A 17,963-nucleotide genomic window follows, 5' to 3' on the forward strand; every position below is an offset into this window, starting at 1 on the left:
TTAGTCCTCCACCTGGTACGCCACGGGGCCTTCGGGCTCCGTGGCAAGCCTGATGGCTTGAAGGTTTCCCTCGCTCATGTCAGGCAGTTCGTCCAGACCGAACCAGCCAACGGCGATCGATTCGTCATCGTTTACTTGAGCATTGCCGGAGACATATCTGCAGCGGAAGGTGATGTCCAGGAAGTCGCAGACGTCGCCATTCGGAAAGGTCACCGGACCTACAACCCCGACGGCGATGATCCGCTCAGTTTCGGCCACAACCGCAGTTTCCTCGAAGATTTCCCTGACCAGTCCGGGAGCGGGATGCTCGCCTGGTTCAAGGATGCCGGTGATCACCGTCCAGTGGTGATTGTCCGCCCTTTGGCAGAGCAGTATCCGGCCATGGTCGTCGAAAATCACTCCCCTGACCGCCGGCAACCACAGCGGGTCATTCCCGATCTTCTCCCGAAGCTTGAGGACAAATTCCGGAGCGCCCATGGCGTTAGCTTTCCTTCAATTCGATCGTGGCGTGGGAGTTGCTCAACGTGAGCACGCCGTCGTCGAGGTTCCATTGAACAGGCTGCTCGAAGAGCTTGACGGTCCAGCCCTCGTAGCTGCCCTCAAGCTCCCGGCAGCCCATGGCCGAGGCGGCCATTGAACGCATTGCCCAGACATCGTCCTGGACCGAGACTTCCACATTGAGCACGTTGCATGGTGTCTTCACCAGCAGGGTCCACTCCCCGTTGATGTGCGTCGAACTGATCTGCAGCGGTTGTGTCCCGAGCCACGCTACGTCTCCGGCGGCATCGCTCCCGTGCACCGACGTGAAGGTGGAGCAACCCAATGGGCCGCCCTCGCAGAAGGGCTCCGGCTGTTGGGTGATGAGCGGTTGAATGCTGGACCCAGGGGTTGCACCGGGAACGTTGCCGGATTGCCCGCAGCCGGAGAGCAGCAAAGTGCAGGCAATGGTGGCACCCAGGCCGGGCCAAAAACTACTCCTCTGCACTGCAGCCCCCTCCAGGCGTGTTGAGCACATCAAACCATCTGGGCTAAGCATGCCGCAGCCCGGTGAACCCGCAGAATACGGGAAGCGTTGCAGTTCGGCCGCAGTTGGCCCCGGCGGCCTCCGCACAAACGGTTCAAGCAGGCAAAAGCACCATGCTCACCAAGGCTCCTGCCAGCATGAAGGGCCCGAACGGGATGGCCGAACCCAGCGTGCCGCGCCTGGACACAAGGATCACCAGGCTCCACAACCCGCCGAGCAGGAAAGCAGCGAAGGTGCCCGCGAAGACGTGGGCCCACCCCAGGTAGCCGAGGTAGAGTCCCAGCACTCCGGCCAGCTTCACGTCGCCGAACCCCATACCAGGTGGATAAACCAAGCGAAGCAGGAAGTAGAACAACCACAGCACGCCGCCACCGGCCAGCACGCCGAGCCCAGGGATACCGAACAGCGAGGCATCCAGCGCAGCACCAGCGCCGCCCACGAATACCAGAACGGCAGCGCCCAGCAGCAGGACCCCGCCCACCGCATAGGAGGGAAAGACGATCCGGTTCGGCAGCAGATGGCTCCGGACATCAATGATGGTCAGGCGGACCGCCATCACCAGGAAGTATGCGCACGCAAGAACCACCAGCCAGAAGCCCAGCGGGCTGGCGTCCCAGAGGTCGGCGAGTCGTCTGATCACCCTGCAGATGCTATCCCGAATTGGTCCAGGGGCCGGGTTGTACGCGTAGGTAAACTGTGGATATGGGGCGCTACAGTGCAGGTGGATCAGGTTTCGGATCGGACTTCGGGTCTGGGTTTGCACCAACTAACGGGCCTGGCGGCCAGCCGCAGGACTTGTCCTCCACATTCCGCAATCTGTGCCGTTCTTCACCGTGGAAGTGGACGAGTCTTCGTTTCGAATACCTCGAAAGGCCTGGGACTGGCGCCAATCTGGTCCGTGCATGGCTCAGGCGGCCTGGTGCCCTGCGGCTGGAGACTCCTGACGGAAAGCTGCTGCACAGCACCACGGGCATCAACGATTCCCGGGACGACCTCTACGTCAGTGCCACGCGACGCTCTTGGTTGCTTCCTGCACACCTGGTGACCCCGGTCTATGATGGCGCTGGCTTGGTCCGCAGGCGCCCGGAGGCGGCCTACGGTGAACCGTCCTTTGGAAACGGACGGCTGGCTGCAGCACTGGATCCGGTGGAACTTGCCGGCAATGCGCCCGTCCCGCTGGAGTTCCCGGATTCCAATCGCGTGTCCCTGGAAGAGCCTCGGGAAGTAGACCATGAGGGACGGTCTGCCTTGGAAACAGTGGTTACCCGTGGCCGAACCTACGTGCCCTTGGATCCTTCCCAACCTTTGGCCCATCCTGGGCGTACCCTGATCCGGGTGGATGCAGCGACCGGCGTCTGCGTCGCCAGTCAAAGCCTGGACGGCGATACGTCCGGCAAGGGGCATTGGCTAAAGATCCTGGCCGTTGACGAATACATGCTGGACGATCTTTTCCTTGCCGAATCAATGAATCTGACCGACGTTCGGCGCCATATCTCCTGGGACATCGGCCCGGCCGCCTGACATCCCCTGTCCATCCAGGCTGTGTCACGAGCTCTGTGACTCGCAAGCCCTCGACAGCCGGGCTAAGCTGCACCGATGACCACGCTCGCGGAAATCTGGCCGCCCTTCGGACTCACGCTCACGACTCCCCGACTGACCCTTCGTCCAGTTCTCGACGCCGATATCCCGGCTGCCGTCGCGGCAGCCCGTTCCGGCGTCCACGAGCCCGGCAAGAGCCCTTTCAGCACCCCGTGGACAGAACTCCCCGACGACGAGCTCGCTCCCAACATGGCTCAGTGGTACTGGCGCTGCAGGGCCGGATTCACGCCTGAATCCTGGACACTGCTCCTCGGCGTCTGGCACAACGAGGACCTCCTGGGAGTCCAGGACATCGGCGCCAAGAACTTCAACACCCTCAAAACAGTCAGCACGGGCTCCTGGCTCAAGCAGGCCGCGCAGGGCCAGGGTTTCGGCAAGGAGATGCGGGCCGCCGTCGTGAGTTATGCGTTCGACTACCTGGAGGCGGAAGTGGCAGAATCAGAAGCCGCCACATGGAACAAGCAATCCTTAGGCGTCTCCCTGAGCCTCGGCTACGAACTCAACGGCCTCGTCCGCGACGGCTGGGGCGACAAAGTCGAAGAAGTCCAAAGAGTCCGCCTCACCCCGGAAACTTTCAACCGCCCCAACTGGACCCTAAAAGTCCAAGGCCACGAAGAGCTGAAAACCTATCTCAAGCTCTAACCGCACCTGAGCACGTAGCGTGGCCGCGGGCTTCCGGGAAGGAGCGCATCGCGACGCATCGGACCCGAAGGTCGCCCAGCGACCTTCGGGTCCTTTTGCGTTGTGTCTAAGCGACGGCGGGAGGCCGTTGCCGCGCGGCGGTGACCACCGTGCGGGAAGGACCAGTTAGATTTCAGCCCCTTCTAGCAGCTCCGTCACCAAGGCTGCAATCGGCGACCGCTCGGACCTGGTGAGGGTGATGTGGCCAAACAGCGGGTGGCCTTTTAGGGTTTCGACGACGGCGGCCACGCCGTCGTGCCGGCCGACACGGAGGTTGTCGCGCTGGGCGACGTCGTGGGTGAGGACGATCTTGGAGTTCTGGCCGATGCGGCTCATCACGGTCAAGAGGACGTTCTTCTCCAGGGACTGTGCCTCGTCCACGATCACGAAAGCATCGTGCAGCGAGCGTCCGCGGATGTGGGTGAGCGGCATGACTTCGAGCATGCCACGGTCCATGACTTCTTCCACGACTTCCTGGCTGACCAACGCACCGAGTGTGTCGAAAACGGCCTGAGCCCAAGGGTTCATCTTTTCCGCCTCGGACCCGGGCAGGTATCCCAGTTCCTGGCCGCCCACGGCGTAGAGGGGCCGGAAGACGATCACCTTGCGGTGTTCGCGCCGCTCCAGGACGGCTTCGAGGCCCGCACAGAGCGCCAGTGCGGATTTACCGGTGCCGGCCCGGCCACCGATGGAGACGATGCCCACTGCGGGATCCATGAGGAGGTCGATGGCGAGCCGTTGTTCTGCTGAACGTCCGTGGAGCCCGAACACATCACGGTCACCCTTGACGAGGCGGACCTGTTTGTCGGCCCCTACGCGGCCGAGCGCCGAGCCGCGGTTGGACAGGAGGACAAGTCCGGTGTTCACGGGAAGTTCCGCGGCGGAGGGGATGAACACGGGCTCATGGCCGTAAAGTGTGGTGATTTCGTCTTCGCTGGCTTCCACTTCGGCTATGCCGGTCCAGCCTGAATCCTTGACGAGTTCGTTGCGGTATTCGTCTGCGTGCAATCCCATCGCGGAGGCTTTGACGCGCATGGGGAGGTCTTTGGACACCACGGTGACGTTGTTGCCCTCATTGGCCAGGTTCTTCGCTACGGCCAGGATGCGGCTGTCATTGTCCCCGCCCCGGAAGCCTGCGGGAAGGACCTCCGTGGAAATGTGGTTCATCTCTACCCGGAGCATGCCTCCATCGGCGCCAATGGGTATCGCGTGGTCCAGTCCGCCATGTTCGATTCGGAGGTCATCCAGGAGCCGCAGGGCTTTGCGGGCAAAATACCCTAGTTCGGGATCGTGGCGTTTGCCTTCAAGTTCGCTGATGACCACGATCGGGACGATGACTTCGTGCTCAGCGAAGCGCAGCAGTGCGTGCGGGTCTGAGAGCAAGACGGATGTATCGATCACATAGCTGCGGCCCACTGCAGACGATGCTGTCCGTTCCCCCGATGAAACCCGTTTGGCGCGAGAGGTAGCTGCACTTTCCCCGTCAGAAACCATTGTGGGCAGTTGCTCAGAAATAGCCACATCGACTCCAGCCCCGGGCGGTCGCCCGGCCTAATGGTGAAGCGGCTCGGCCGGAAGGCCGGGCGTGGCCTCCCATGTAACTGGTGCGATAGTTCGCTCCATCTACTGGCCTCCCCGATCAGCGGGCGGTTTTGCCTGCTGATGGGATTAACGTAATCCCCCTCACAGAAAATTCCGAAACGTGCGTCGGCAAGTCGCATTGCCAGCTGATTAATTCCTGGTGAACCGAAGCGCACCTAGGAGCCGAAGCGACGCTGGCGTCCGGCATAGTCCCGGAGCGCCCGCAGAAAATCAACCTTGCGGAACGCCGGCCAGAGGGCCTCGCAGAAGTAGAACTCGCTGTAGGCGCTCTGCCACATCAGGAATCCGGAGAGCCGCTGCTCACCGGAGGTGCGGATGACAAGGTCCGGATCCGGCTGGCCGCGCGTGTAAAGGAACCTTGAGATGTCGTCCACCGAAAGTTCATCTGCGACGTCGGACATGGTCCGCCCTTTGGCGACGGCGTCGCGGAGGAGTTCCTTCACGGCGTCGACGATTTCACGCCGCCCGCCATAGCCGACTGCCACGTTCACATGGATTTTTTCATGGACCGGGGTCCGGGCGGTCAACTTGTTCAGACGATCGGCCAGGTAGTCCGGGAGAAGCTCTGGCGCACCCATGGCGTGCACGGAAACGTCCTCGTTTTCATCCAGCCGGTCCATGGTGTTGGCGATGATGCCCATGAGCAGGTCAAGCTCTTCGCCGGAGCGGTTCATGTTGTCGGTGGAGAGCATGTACAGCGTCACTACTTTGACGCCAAGCTCCTGGCACCAGCCAAGGAACTCGTGGATTTTGTCCGCCCCGGCCTGATGTCCCTGGCTGGTTGGCGCGTTGAATTGACGGGCCCATCTGCGGTTGCCGTCCACCATGACACCGATGTGCCTGGGGATGCGGTCTTGCTTCAGGGAGCGAAGGAGTTGACGTTCGTAGTAGCCATAGAGGAAACCGGGCAGCTCCACCGGACTCTCACCTGACTTCCTTGCTCTTACGACGACGGCGCACATCCAAGGCTACCTTCCCGAGCTGCCTCGCAGGTGCAGGGCTGGGTCGCATTCACATTCAGGAGGAGTTACTGATCAGTAACTTACTGAAGCGTAGGTTACTCTTTAACGATGGCCGAGCTGCTCACTATCAAGCCCGCATGGCGCGGTTGGATCCACGCCGTTGCCGCCCCTTTCGCCCTCGCGGCTGGAATCGTCCTGGTGGCTCTTGCCCCCACAGCGGACCGAAAGATCACGTCCACGATCTATGCGGTAACAGGCGTCCTTCTCTTCGGTGTCAGTGCCGTTTACCACCGCGGAAACTGGTCCCCGAAGACCCGGCTGGTGCTCAAGCGCCTGGACCACACCAACATCATGTTGGTGATCGCTGGAAGCTATACGCCGCTGGCTTGGTCGCTTCTGGAGCGCTCCCAGGCCGTCACGTTGCTGTGGATTATCTGGACCGCGGCCATAGCCGGGGTGCTGTTCCGGGTTCTGTGGACCGACGCCCCGCGTTGGTTATACGTCCCGATCTACATTGCGCTGGGCTGCGGGGCACTCTTCTACCTCCCCCAGTTCTTCACAGCGAATGCCGCCTCTGCCACCCTCATCTGCGTGGGCGGCGCGCTCTACATAGCAGGCGCGGTCTTCTATGCCATCAAGAAGCCAAATTTCAGCGTCCAACACTTCGGGTTCCACGAACTCTTCCATGCCTTCACTGTCCTGGCGTTCGCGGCCCATTTCGTGGCCATCATGATGGCTGTCCTCAGCTAGCGCCGGAGGTCATCCGCGCAAGCATTGATTGCACCTCCGCAACCGTCCCCACCGGCCTCTCGCAGACCATATCCCTGCACAAATACACTTGTGGCGAGCCGTCAGGCGCACCCGTGCGATGAACCAGCAGCGGAACCTCGCCCTCACCAGCCGGGGACGCGGCGTCGTTCTCTTGCAACGCGACCACCAGGCCCGGGCTGGCGGACTTCAAGAGCGCACTGTGCAGTTCCTGCCGCAAACGCGACGGAGGACCAGCGACGGCGGCCTCCACCGGACCCGCCTGCGCGGCCTGTGCCGTGGCCAGGAGCCAACCGGCAACACGGGGGGCTCGTGTGGCCAGCGGAGGAAGCAGGCCCAGGATGTTCCCGGCCATGAGGCGGTGGGCGTGCGAGCCTGAGTACGCCGAATACGTCAGCAGCACCCCTGCAAATCCGGCAGCCCCGCTGGGCGTGGCATTGTCGAACGGATCAAGTGCGGCGCGTTGCCCTTGGGCGTTGAACACCTGGGCCGATTCCCCTGCCGAATCCGCAAGGTGCCCATCCTCTACAAAACGCGCTTCGGCGGCCTGGATGATGTGTTCCGCCAGGCGGTACCAGCGCTTTGTTCCCGTTACGGCGTACAGCGAGAACAAGCCCTCTGCACAGAATGCGTAGTCTTCCAGGAGTCCCCCGATCCCCCGGGGCTTGGAATCGTGCGAGACCCGGACCAGCAGCCCGTGTTCGGCGTTCCAATGCACCTTCTCGAGATACCCAGCAACGTTCTCTGCTGCAGCGACGAGGTCCGGGCGGTCCAGCACCGCTCCGGCCTCGGCAAGCCCCGCGATCGCGAGCCCATTCCACCCGGCCACAACTTTCTCGTCCCTGGCAGGCTGGTTCCGGAGATCGCGCGCGGCCAGGAGTGCGGGCCTGATGCGACGCCAGAGCGTGGTTTCGGGAGCGGACAGAGGCCGCCCGGGATGCAGGGGTGACCCCAATTCCGAGACGGCCCCCTGGGCACCAATATTCATCATGCGGGCCACCTCCTCGGCGTCACCGCGGCCAAGGACTTCCAGCAAGGATTCGGGCGTCCAGAGGTACGCTGCGCCCTCGTGGTGCACACCGTCCACCACGGTATCGGCGTCCAGTGATGAAGCCAGTCCACTCCCAGGCAGCCCCAGTGAGGCCAGCATCCAATCCCCGCACCTGGACGCTACCTCCGCCGCCTCCTCAGCGGGGAACACCTCATTGCCCCCAAGCCGCACCCAGTGGGCGTAGACGCGCAGGAGCTGCGCATTGTCGTAGAGCATTTTCTCGAAGTGCGGCACGGACCAATCCGCCGTAACCGAGTACCGGGTGAAACCGCCGTCGAGCTGGTCGCACAGCGCGGAACGTGCCATCCCGGCCAGCGCGCGCCCAGCCATGTCCCGAGCATCCTCCGCAGTCTCTGACAGTGCCGCTGCGTGGCGGATGAGGAACTCAAGAACCGCCGACGGCGGAAACTTGGGGGCGCTGCCGAACCCACCGGCGTCGGGGTCTTCAGAGCGGCCCAAAACCCTTACTGCATCCGAAAGCAGCTGGGCATCCAGCGCCTCGGGCGGACCGTCAAGCCGAACGGCAGACGACAGCTGGGCGTTGGCCATGTTCGCGGCCAGTCCCCTCGCGTTTTGCTCAACAGCTTCACGGCGTTCAAGCCATGCCTCATGGACCGCTTCAAGCACGTTTCGGAAGGACGGCCGTCCAGGCAAGGGAACGGGCGGGAAGTACGTTCCCGCATGGAAGGCGAGGCCCTCCGGAGTCAGGAAAACGGACATGGGCCAGCCGCCCTCGCCGCTGATGGCCTGCGTGGCCGTCATGTAGACGGAATCGACGTCCGGCCGTTCTTCGCGATCCACTTTGACGGGCACGAAGTGGGCATTCAGGTAGTCCGCCGTTTCCTGGTCCTCAAAGGATTCATGGGCCATGACATGGCACCAGTGGCAGGCCGCATAGCCAATGGAGAGGAAGACGGGGACATCCCGGGCTGCGGCAAGGGCGAACGCTTCGTCGCCGAAAGGACGCCAGAAGACCGGGTTACCTGCGTGTTGGCGCAAATACGCAGACGGCTCCGAACCCAGGACATTCGCAGCCCCGGGCCAGTTGTTTCCGCGTGGGTCAGCGGCTTCCGGGAGCGGCATCGCCGTTCTCATCCGCGGTGCCGGCGTCGCCGTCCGCACTATCAAGGGTTCCGGCTTCCGCAGCCAAGCGTGCCTCCTCCACCTGCGCACGGTACCGAACCCGGCGGATACGGCGAACCATGTCCACGATGAGGAACGTCGTGAGGATCACGATGAACGCCGTGAGGACGAAGCCCCAGGTCCCGGGCGTCACCTGGTCCTCGGACAGGCCAGGCCGCAGCGTCCCGGTGGGGTCCGGCGACGGAGTGACGGTCAAGGCGAGGATCAAGTGGTGCACGTTCAAACCTTCTATGGGAGCTGATGCATGTCGGCTGGCTTCAGCGCGGAGCTGGGCTATTCGATGGCCGCCGGCTATTTCTACGAACGATAGAAACTGGCGGCAACACCTATCTTATCCCCGCAAACAGATCCTTTTCCGGCAGCTCCGTAGACACCCTGGACTTGATCAGCGTGTAGTCCTCCCAAGGCCACGCCGTCCGCTGCAAGTCGGGTGAGACCGCAAAGAAGAAACCCATGGGGTCGATCTGTGTCCGGTGCGCCCGGAGTGCGTCATCGCGCGCCTCGAAGAAGTCGCCGCAATCCACCTGCGTGGTGGTCTGGTGCGCGGGAGCAGGAGGCGTGTGGCCCTCGGCGTCTGCTTCAAGCCACGCCGCGAGCCGCTCAGCATAGGGCGACTGCAGCCCAGCCTCTTCCAGCGCAAAGTGCAGTGCACGGAAGCGTTCGGGGCTGAAAGCGCGGTCGTAGTAGAGCTTGCTGGGCGCCCATGGCTCCCCTGTTCCCGGATAGCGCTCGGCGTCACCCGCTGCCTCAAACGCCTCCACGGCAACCTTGTGGGCCATAATGTGGTCCGGGTGCGGATAGCCGCCGTTTTCGTCATAGCTGATGATGACGTGCGGCCTGAAGTCGCGGACCAGACGGACCAGCGGAGCCGTGGCCCGCTCCAACGGCTGCAAGGCAAAGCATCCCGGCGGAAGCGGTGGAAGAGGATCGCCCTCTGGCAGGCCCGAGTCCACAAAGCCAAGCCATCGCTGCCGAATGCCAAGCACGGCAGCCGCATTGGCCATTTCCAACCGGCGGGCACCTGCCATGTCGCGCTTGGGGTGCGGAGCGTCCAACATGCCAGGGTTCTGGATATCCCCCCTGGATCCATCAGTGCAGGTAGCGACCATGACGTCTACTCCTGCAGCGGCATACATCGCCATGGTCGCTGCACCCTTGCTGGATTCATCATCCGGATGAGCGTGGACGGCGAGCAGCCGCAGCTGCTGCTCGGAACTGCTGGACGCTGTCACTTGACGGCTCCTCTTTCATGGATGGTGCAAAATCAGGACTGTGCAGGAGGCGCCGGGATCCGCACTAAACTGGATAGGTGACTTCAGAGGACCTATCGGCCAACGAACTACCGGCAAGCAACAGCCTAGCCAATCGCTACGGTGGTCAAAAGCGCGGCTTGACCCGCACATCGAAGCGGAACATCGTCATCGTGGCCCTGGTCCTTGGAATTGTGTTCGCAGCATGGGTGGCAACGTCCGCTGCACAAGCCCCGGTGACCTTCAAGGACATCGGATACAGCACTGTGGATGGCACACGGGCCGAGGTCGATTACCAGGTCACCAAATACCCGGGAGCCACGGCCAAATGTGCCGTGAAGGCCATGGATTCCAAGTTTGCGGTGGTGGGCTGGAAAGTGGTTGAGATCGGGCCCAATGAGCCAAAGGACGGTGCCGACGGCGGCAGCACAACAGCCCAGCGCACAGTGTTGAGAACCGAGTCCCCCGCTGTCGCCGGGGTAGTGGATAATTGCTGGATCGTGGACAGCGGGAAATAACAATCGTGTGACCCACAACTCAACCAGTTTGGGTTCGTCCAGAGGATTTACTACAATGGATGAAACCTTCACCCCGTTAAGTTGGTTACTGAGTTTCACGAGTGGCCACCTCGGCGGGGTCTTTGCTTTGTCAGATCAAGAGGAGAAATCCGTGTCTACCACCAAAGGCGCCACAGCAGCTTGGCTTACCCAGGAAGCTTTCGACCGCTTGAAGGCTGAGCTGGACCACCTTTCCGGCGCTGGCCGGGCGGAAATCGTCCAGAAGATCGAAGCCGCCCGCCAAGAAGGCGACCTCAAGGAAAACGGCGGATACCACGCAGCCAAGGAAGAGCAGGGCAAGATTGAAGCCCGCATCCGCCAGCTCACCGCGCTCCTGCGCGATGCCCAGGTGGGCGAAGCTCCTGCCGATGACGGAATCGTAGAGCCCGGCATGTTGGTTGTTGCCCGCATCGCCGGGGACGAAGAGACGTTCCTGCTCGGCTCCCGCGAGATCGCTGGCGACTCCGACCTCGATGTCTTCAGCGAGAAGTCTCCACTGGGTGCCGCCATCATCGGCCACAAGGAGGGCGACAAGCTCAGCTACACCGCCCCCAACGGCAAGGAAATTCCGGTGGAGATCGTTTCCGCCAAGCCGTACGTCGCCTAAGCAGCGCGAAAAGCCCGACGCCGGTCCACCCCTTCGCGGGGTGGGCCGGCGTTTTTCGTGTGCGTGCCCAACTGGGTCGCAGCAGTGCGCGTTTTGAGAGCTCATAACGCCACAAATGCCACTCAGATGAGTCAGACGGCGGGCTCGGGTTTCGGACGCAACAGGATGGCCGCGATGATTCCTCCAATGGCGCCGCCCAGATGGGCCTGCCACGAAATGAAGCCCATGACGGTGGGCAGCACCCCAAAGAGGATGCTGCCGTACGCCATGAAGAGGACCACGGATAGCAGGATCTGCCACCAGCTCCTGTTGAAGAATCCCCTGACCAGCAGGAACGCGAAGAACCCGAACACCAGCCCGGATGCTCCCACTGTCACCCCTCCCCCGCCGATGAGCCACACCGTTAGGCCTGAACCCAGCCAGCTGAAGGCCAGGGCTGTGAGGAAGACCCTGATCCCGGCCAGGAAAACCAGGAAGCCGAAGATGATGAGGGGCAGGGTGTTGGACAGCAAATGGTTGAGGTTCGCGTGCAGCAGCGGGAATGTCAGGATGTCCAGCACTCCGTCGATGCTGCGTGATCGGAGCCCAAAAGTACTGTTAAGGCCATGCCTCATCAGCGTGTTCAGGAACTCGATCACGTACAGCACGATCACGAAGCTGCCCATGAACAGCAGGCCGCCCTTGGCTCGGCCCGCGAGTGTCTCCTTGGCCTCGGCCTTGGATCCGTCAGGCGTTTCGAGCACCATGTGCGACTCCCGTCAGTGCACCACGATCGGCTGGAAGCCTTCGGCCCTCAAGGCGCCGAGGACCTGTTCGCCGTGTTCGTGGCCCTTCGTTTCCAGGTTGATGGTGATGGAGACATCGCCCATGCTGATGGAGCCACCCAGTCGCGTGTGGTCAAGGCCAGTGACGTTGGCGTCGTTTTCGGCAATGATGCGGGCGATCGTCGCCAATGAGCCCGGGCGGTCATCCAGCATCATTCGAACCGTCATGAACCGGCCCGCAGCCGAGAGACCACGCTGGATAACTTTGAGCATCAGCATCGGATCGATGTTGCCACCGGAAAGTACGACGGCGGTGTTACCCGGGTTTTCGATCTTGCCATCCATCAGCGCGGCTACTCCCACCGCGCCTGCCGGCTCCACGACCATCTTGGCCCGTTCCAGCAGGAAGATCAGGGCCCGGGCAAGGGAATCCTCGCTCACAGTCACAACATCGTCCACGAGCTCGCGGATGATGCTGAAAGGAAGCTGCCCTGGCCGGCCTACGGCGATGCCATCGGCCATGGTCGAAACCTTTTTGAGCGGCACCAGGGCGTCCGCAGCGAGGGACGGGGGGTAGGCGGCCGCATTTTCCGCTTGTACGCCGATGACACGGATCTCGCGACCGAGCTCCTTGGCCTTGGCCTTGATGGCCACTGCGACGCCTGCAAGAAGTCCTCCGCCGCCGACGCCCATGAGAATGGTGTCCACGTTGGGGATCTGTTCCAGGATTTCCAGTCCGATGGTGCCCTGGCCGGCGACGACATCCACGTTGTCAAAGGGGTGCACAAAGACTGCCCCCGTTTCGTTGGCGTAGCGCTGGGCTTCGGCCAGTGCCTCATCCACGTTGTGGCCGTGCAGGATGACTTCTGCACCATGGCTGCGCGTTGCTGCAAGCTTGGGAAGCGCCACGCCCAGCGGCATGTAGATGCGGGCATTGATGCCCAGGCTCTTTGCGGCTACGGCTACGCCCTGCGCGTGGTTTCCTGCAGAGGCAGCCACCACACCGCGCTTCTTCTCGGCATCAGTCAGGCGCGCCATCCGTACGTAGGCGCCGCGGACTTTGAAGGATCCGGCACGCTGCAGGTTCTCGCATTTGAAGAAAACATTGCCGCCCACGAGGCTGCCCAGCGCCCGGGACGACTCCACTGGAGTCTTGGTAATAATGCCCTCGAGCAGCTCCTGCGCCTTGAGGACATCGTCCAGCGTGACGGGCAGGGTATCGAGGGTATTCACTGACTATTCTCCTTTGTTGGTGTCAACTGCAGGCTCCTGGACGGAGGTGTTATCTGCGGCCTTGGTCTTGCCGACAGCGCTGCTGCCGCTGCGGGATCCGGCTCGCGGAAGGTGGACTTCCTTGAAGTTGGAGTCGCCATCGGTTTCCGACGACGCGGCTCCAGGCTGCAGCTCAGCCGCGCCCAATCCTTCATCATGTTCCCACGTCCGGCCGGCAATGTAGCGAACCGCCGTGTTTACTACGGCGAGCAGCGGCACTGCGAACAGCGCGCCGGGAATGCCCGCGAGATAGGATCCGGCAGCTACCGAAAGGATCACCGCCACGGGATGAAGCGCCACAGCCCTACCCATGACCAGCGGCTGCAGGATATGGCTTTCAAGCTGCTGGACAAGCAGGACGATCGCCAGCATGATCAGCGCGTTGACGGGTCCGTTCGCCACAAGGGCCAGCAGGACGGCGATTGCACCAGTAACCAGCGCACCCACTACGGGAATGAACGAACCAATAAACACCAGGACAGCCAGTGGAAGCGCGAGGGGAACCTGGATGATCGCGGCACCGGCTCCGATACCCACGGCGTCGATGAAGGCAACGAACATCTGGATCCGTACATAGCTGACCATGGAGGTCCAGCCGCGACGTCCGGCACCATCAGCGGCCCTCCGGGCCGTCTTGGGCAGGAGCCGGACCAGGAACCCCCAGATCCGGCTTCCTTCCAGCAGGAAGAAAATCAGGATAAAGAGTGCCAGCACCAAGCCGGCCGCAAAGTGTCCCGCGTGCTGCCAAAGGACAGGGCACCGCTGAGGATGCTGCTGCTGTTGTCCTGCAGGGCAGTGGCACCGTCTGAAATGTACTGGTCGATTTGGGCGGCCGTCAGGTGCAGGGGTCCGGCTGCCAGCCAGTCCTGGATCTGTTGGATTCCTGTGAGTGCCTCCGTCCAAAGCTCCCCGAATCCTGAGACAAGCTGCCGGCCTACCAGGGCAAGGGCACCCCCGATGACCCCAATGAAACCCAGCACTGTAATGGCCACAGCCGCACCGTTGGGCAGATTCCGCTTGCGCAGCCAGAGCACCACCGGGTAGAGGAGTCCGGCCAGGAGCGCAGCGACCATGACCGGAATGATGAGGAAGCTGACCTTGCCCAGCAACCAGACAAGGGCGCCGATCATGAGCAGGATCAGGCCCATCCGCCACGACCACGCGGCCGCAATGCGCACCCCATAGGGAATGTCTTGGGCAATTTGTCGGTCAGAACGTGATTTGGCGTCCGGTGTTGGCGTCATGAACCCATAATTCCGCAGCCCGCCCCGTATGGGAAACCGGCCCGCCGCGCACGTGACCTAGAGAGTGGCGGTAATCCCCCACGTCATGGTCAACGTCTCTCCCGGCGCAAGCCAACGCAAACCATCCCCGCTGTTAAAGGCGTTGGCCGGACCGGTCATGGGCTCAATAGCGACTACTTTTGATCGGCCAGGGAAGGTGTCCGTGACGAACACGTGGACATACTGGCAGTTCTGGTCCTGCTCGAGGGACACGCTGCGCCCATCCGGCGCCGTCAGCGTATGGCGGGCCACGCCGCCGTCGAACGTCAGGTCCGTCAAGGCGACGTCGATGTCCAAGCTGCCCACCGCGCGACCTGCAGAAAGGTCAAAGTCTCCCTCCACCGCAGCCGTGCTGCGGGGAATCAATCGTTCGTCCGCTACCAGGCGGGTGTCGGCTTTGACGGTCAGGACCAAATCTTCGGGGGCTACCTCGCCCAGTCGAAGATAGGGGTGGGCGCCCAGGACGACGGGTGCATCGTCCTGGGAATCGTTGACCATCGTCTGTGAGACACGAAGGTCCAGGTTTTCGTCGAGTTCATACCGAACGATGTGCCGGACAAGGAAAGGGTAGCCGTGCTGTGGGAAGACGGTTGCTTCAAGGGTCACGGAGAACTCAGACTCGTCCACCAGGGTGTATCCGGCGTTCCGGAGCAGTCCGTGGCTGGCGTTGTTGCGTGAGACCTCGGTGATATCTAGCTGCTGCTTTTTGCCGTTGAGATACCAGATGCCGTCCTCCACCCGGTTGGCCCACGGGGCGAGTGTGATGCCCGTGGCGCCTGGGGGGATCTCGGCGTCTCCGTAACTTTCGGTGAGTTGGACGCCTGCCCGGGAGTACAGCCGGAGGCCTGCAGCAAGCTCGGTCACGATGGCGAGCGCATCGTCCCGCCGAAGCTCGAATTGGCGGCCGGTGGCGAAGCGTCGGGGTGCTGATTCGGCCGGGCTTTGGACAGATGGGGAAGAGGCAGACATGGCAATACCGTACTGCATGCGTTGCCGCTCCCAGAGAATCATGATGTTAGCTTTTGTTTGAAATTATGCGTTTTTGATTGCTTTGTGGGATGATGGACCCATGAGCCGTATGACCCGCACCCGCCTCGCTGACAACCGTGAGTTGATCTACTTTGATGACCCCGGAACTCCTGAGCGCACACCGGACTCGATGGTGGACCACCGCGAGCTTCCGGCCCGTGGCGAGCCCGGCGAGGTCAGGTACGACGCCCTGTCCGGCGAATGGGTAGCTGTGGCGGCCCATCGCCAAAGCCGTACTCACCTTCCTCCGGCCGACCAGTGCCCTATCTGCCCCACCACTGCTGACAACCCATCAGAGATCCCTGCCCCGGATTATGACGTTGTGGTCTTCGAAAACCGTTTCCCCTCACTGGGACCGGCGCTGGGCCAGATCCCGGAGATCCCCGGTCATGGATCCGCCGGCAACGGCGTCACCGGACCTGCCTTCGGCCGCTGCGAGGTTGTGGCCTTTACGCCGCAGCACACAGGGTCCTTCGCCGAATTGGGAGAGACACGGGCCCGCACTGTCATTGAAGCCTGGGCACAACGCACAGAAGCACTGAGCGCCCTGCCCGGCATCAAGCAGGTCTTCCCGTTCGAGAACCGCGGCGCCGATATCGGGGTCACCCTGCACCACCCCCACGGCCAGATTTACGCGTATCCCTACGTCACGCCCCGGGCCGCCACCTTGGGCGCGGTAGCCCGCAAGTACTACGACGACGTCGACGCGAAAGAGACGCTCGGGGCGTCCCTCCTCAAGGCAGAACGCGAGGATGGCAGCCGCATGGTTCTCGAAGCCAAGCACTTCAGCGCCTACGTGCCCTTCGCCGCCCGCTGGCCCCTGGAAATCCACCTTGTCCCCCACCGCAGCGTCCCTGATCTCGCGGCCCTGACGGGCGAAGAACGCGACGAGCTTTCCCACGTCTACCTGGACCTGCTTAAGCGACTTGATGCGCTTTACCCCACCCCCATGCCGTATATCTCTGCTTGGCACCAGGCACCACTGGACCCGATCCTGCGCCCGGCAGGGCAGTTGCACCTGCAGCTGACCTCACCGCGCCGCGCTGCCGATAAGCTCAAGTACCTGGCAGGCTCTGAAGCAGCCATGGGAGCGTTCATCAACGACACCACCCCGGAAGGCGTGGCGGAGCGACTCCGCGACGTCGCCGCAACCACCGACGCCACACGGATGGCCGACACCCTGGAAGGCACCCGAGCATGACCACCACCACTGACACCAGCGTGCTTTCTGCCCGCTTCCAGGAAACCTTTGGTTCAGTTCCCGACGGCGTGTGGCAGGCACCGGGGCGCGTGAACCTGATCGGTGAACACACGGATTACAACGAGGGCTTCGTTCTGCCGTTCGCGATTGATAAGACCGCCAAGGTGGCAATTCGCCTCCGTCCGGACTCCACGGTGCGGCTGCTGTCGCTGTTCGGCGGTCACGGCTTGGTGGAGGCGGACCTGTCCTTCTCGGAACCGGGCTCCGGCGAAGGCTGGTCACGCTATCCCCTCGGCGTTGCCTGGGCCTTGAAAGAACGCGGCATCGACGTTCCCGGTTTTGACCTGCTGCTCGATTCGGACGTTCCGCTGGGCGCCGGGCTCTCGTCCTCCCACGCGATCGAATGTGCCGTCATTTCCGCCCTCAACGACCTCACCGGGGCAGGTCTAGGCGCTGAGGATCTGGTGCTCGCCACCCAGCGTGCTGAGAATGTGTTCGTCGGCGCACCCACCGGCATCATGGACCAGTCAGCTTCACTGCGCGGAGCCAAGGGTCATGCTGTGTTCCTGGATTGCCGGGACCAGCACGTTGACCTTGTCCCCTTCGACGCCGAAGCCTCGGGCCTGGTCCTGCTGGTCATCGACACGAAGGTGTCCCATTCACACGCCGACGGCGGTTACGCCTCCAGGCGCGCCTCCTGCGAGTTGGGCGCCGAAATCCTCGGTGTCAAAGCACTGCGCGACGTCGGCGTGGAATCCTTGGAGAAAGCCGCGGGCTTGCTTGACGAGACAACCCTTCGCAGGGTCCGGCATGTGGTCACCGAAAACGACCGCGTACTCCAGACCGTGGAAATCCTCACAAGCAAAGGCCCGGCCAACATTGGCGCGTTGCTGGATGCCAGCCACGTGTCCATGCGCGACGACTTCGAGATCTCCTGCCCTGAGCTCGACCTCGCCGTGGAGACATCAAAGGCCAACGGCGCGATCGGTGCCCGCATGACGGGCGGGGGTTTCGGCGGCTCCGCCATCGCCCTGACCCCGGTAGGCCAGGAGCAGCAGGTGCGTGACGCCGTCGTGCGTTCCTTCGCCGAGAGCGGTTTCACCGCACCGGACATCTTCACCGTGACTCCAGCAGCAGGCGCCCTTCGTCTGGCCTGACCCCTCAGGCTTG

General features: G+C 62.7%; 18 protein-coding genes and 1 pseudogene. 7 read left to right on the forward strand and 12 right to left on the reverse strand.

The window, feature by feature from the left end; genetic code table 11:
* From ACTAQJ_RS09935 to ACTAQJ_RS09945, 3 genes are all read right to left on the reverse strand, one after another.
* Complete coding sequence (locus ACTAQJ_RS09935) at window positions 1–477, reverse strand: NUDIX hydrolase (RefSeq protein ID WP_498701871.1); 477 nt, start codon at window positions 475–477, stop codon at window positions 1–3.
* A 4-nt stretch (window positions 478–481) separates the two neighbouring features.
* Window positions 482–985, reverse strand: a complete 504-nt coding sequence (locus tag ACTAQJ_RS09940) for an META domain-containing protein (RefSeq protein WP_498701872.1) — start codon at window positions 983–985, stop codon at window positions 482–484.
* 133 nt (window positions 986–1,118) lie between these two features.
* A complete protein-coding gene (locus ACTAQJ_RS09945; RefSeq protein WP_498701873.1) occupies window positions 1,119–1,664 on the reverse strand; it encodes a prepilin peptidase in 546 nt (181 codons plus the stop codon).
* Between the two features lie 62 nt (window positions 1,665–1,726).
* On the opposite strand from ACTAQJ_RS09945, the gene ACTAQJ_RS09950 reads away from it, so the two are divergent.
* Both ACTAQJ_RS09950 and ACTAQJ_RS09955 read left to right on the forward strand, forming a co-directional pair.
* Window positions 1,727–2,545 carry a hypothetical protein gene (locus tag ACTAQJ_RS09950; RefSeq protein WP_498701874.1) on the forward strand — a complete coding sequence of 273 codons (819 nt, stop codon included), beginning with the start codon at window positions 1,727–1,729 and terminating at the stop codon, window positions 2,543–2,545.
* A 75-nt stretch (window positions 2,546–2,620) separates the two neighbouring features.
* Window positions 2,621–3,265, forward strand: a complete 645-nt coding sequence (locus ACTAQJ_RS09955; protein WP_498701875.1) for a GNAT family N-acetyltransferase — start codon at window positions 2,621–2,623, stop codon at window positions 3,263–3,265.
* Window positions 3,266–3,430: 165 nt separating this feature from the next.
* On the opposite strand, the gene phoH2 is transcribed toward ACTAQJ_RS09955, so the two are convergent.
* Both phoH2 and ACTAQJ_RS09965 read right to left on the reverse strand, forming a co-directional pair.
* Window positions 3,431–4,798, reverse strand: coding sequence for an RNA 5'-3' helicase PhoH2 (gene phoH2, locus ACTAQJ_RS09960; protein WP_498702171.1), 1,368 nt, complete (start codon window positions 4,796–4,798; stop codon window positions 3,431–3,433).
* A gap of 263 nt (window positions 4,799–5,061) precedes the next feature.
* A complete protein-coding gene (locus ACTAQJ_RS09965) occupies window positions 5,062–5,868 on the reverse strand; it encodes an isoprenyl transferase (RefSeq protein ID WP_431119061.1) in 807 nt (268 codons plus the stop codon).
* Between the two features lie 108 nt (window positions 5,869–5,976).
* Here ACTAQJ_RS09965 and trhA point away from each other — a divergent pair, with 108 nt between their 5' ends.
* Window positions 5,977–6,618, forward strand: coding sequence for a PAQR family membrane homeostasis protein TrhA (gene trhA / locus ACTAQJ_RS09970; RefSeq protein WP_431119060.1), 642 nt, complete (start codon window positions 5,977–5,979; stop codon window positions 6,616–6,618).
* Here the strand turns inward: trhA and ACTAQJ_RS09975 are convergent.
* The 3 genes from ACTAQJ_RS09975 to mca all read right to left on the reverse strand — a co-directional run bounded on the left by ACTAQJ_RS09975 (window position 6,611) and on the right by mca (window position 10,062).
* Window positions 6,611–8,770: a thioredoxin domain-containing protein gene (locus ACTAQJ_RS09975; RefSeq protein ID WP_498701876.1), complete on the reverse strand. Its 2,160-nt coding sequence runs from the start codon at window positions 8,768–8,770 to the stop codon at window positions 6,611–6,613. The genes trhA and ACTAQJ_RS09975 overlap by 8 nt on opposite strands.
* Complete coding sequence (locus ACTAQJ_RS09980) at window positions 8,748–9,047, reverse strand: hypothetical protein (protein WP_498701877.1); 300 nt, start codon at window positions 9,045–9,047, stop codon at window positions 8,748–8,750. Before ACTAQJ_RS09980 ends, ACTAQJ_RS09975 begins: the two co-directional genes overlap by 23 nt.
* 109 nt (window positions 9,048–9,156) lie before the next feature.
* On the reverse strand, window positions 9,157–10,062 hold the full coding sequence (mca, locus tag ACTAQJ_RS09985) for a mycothiol conjugate amidase Mca (RefSeq protein ID WP_498701878.1): 906 nt from the start codon (window positions 10,060–10,062) through the stop codon (window positions 9,157–9,159).
* A gap of 77 nt (window positions 10,063–10,139) precedes the next feature.
* Between mca and ACTAQJ_RS09990 the strand changes: the two genes are divergently transcribed.
* The gene (locus ACTAQJ_RS09990) at window positions 10,140–10,598 is read left to right on the forward strand and encodes a DUF4307 domain-containing protein (RefSeq protein ID WP_498701879.1); all 459 of its coding nucleotides are present in this window, start codon (window positions 10,140–10,142) and stop codon (window positions 10,596–10,598) included.
* 151 nt (window positions 10,599–10,749) lie between these two features.
* Complete coding sequence (gene greA / locus ACTAQJ_RS09995) at window positions 10,750–11,244, forward strand: transcription elongation factor GreA (RefSeq protein WP_431119052.1); 495 nt, start codon at window positions 10,750–10,752, stop codon at window positions 11,242–11,244.
* Window positions 11,245–11,375: 131 nt separating this feature from the next.
* On the opposite strand, the gene ACTAQJ_RS10000 is transcribed toward greA, so the two are convergent.
* The 4 genes and pseudogenes from ACTAQJ_RS10000 to ACTAQJ_RS10015 form a co-directional block, all read right to left on the reverse strand.
* Complete coding sequence (locus tag ACTAQJ_RS10000) at window positions 11,376–11,990, reverse strand: rhomboid family intramembrane serine protease (RefSeq protein ID WP_498701880.1); 615 nt, start codon at window positions 11,988–11,990, stop codon at window positions 11,376–11,378.
* 12 nt (window positions 11,991–12,002) lie between these two features.
* Window positions 12,003–13,241, reverse strand: coding sequence for a threonine ammonia-lyase (gene ilvA, locus ACTAQJ_RS10005; protein ID WP_498701881.1), 1,239 nt, complete (start codon window positions 13,239–13,241; stop codon window positions 12,003–12,005).
* A 3-nt stretch (window positions 13,242–13,244) separates the two neighbouring features.
* A pseudogene (locus tag ACTAQJ_RS10010) lies at window positions 13,245–14,524 on the reverse strand (AI-2E family transporter).
* A gap of 57 nt (window positions 14,525–14,581) precedes the next feature.
* Window positions 14,582–15,550: an aldose 1-epimerase family protein gene (locus ACTAQJ_RS10015; RefSeq protein WP_498702172.1), complete on the reverse strand. Its 969-nt coding sequence runs from the start codon at window positions 15,548–15,550 to the stop codon at window positions 14,582–14,584.
* A gap of 82 nt (window positions 15,551–15,632) precedes the next feature.
* Here ACTAQJ_RS10015 and galT point away from each other — a divergent pair, with 82 nt between their 5' ends.
* Window positions 15,633–16,793 carry a galactose-1-phosphate uridylyltransferase gene (gene galT / locus ACTAQJ_RS10020; protein WP_498701882.1) on the forward strand — a complete coding sequence of 387 codons (1,161 nt, stop codon included), beginning with the start codon at window positions 15,633–15,635 and terminating at the stop codon, window positions 16,791–16,793.
* Window positions 16,790–17,950: a galactokinase gene (gene galK, locus ACTAQJ_RS10025; protein WP_498701883.1), complete on the forward strand. Its 1,161-nt coding sequence runs from the start codon at window positions 16,790–16,792 to the stop codon at window positions 17,948–17,950. Before galT ends, galK begins: the two co-directional genes overlap by 4 nt.
* Window positions 17,951–17,963: the final 13 nt, after the last annotated feature.

The organism is Arthrobacter sp. alpha11c (assembly GCF_054149985.1).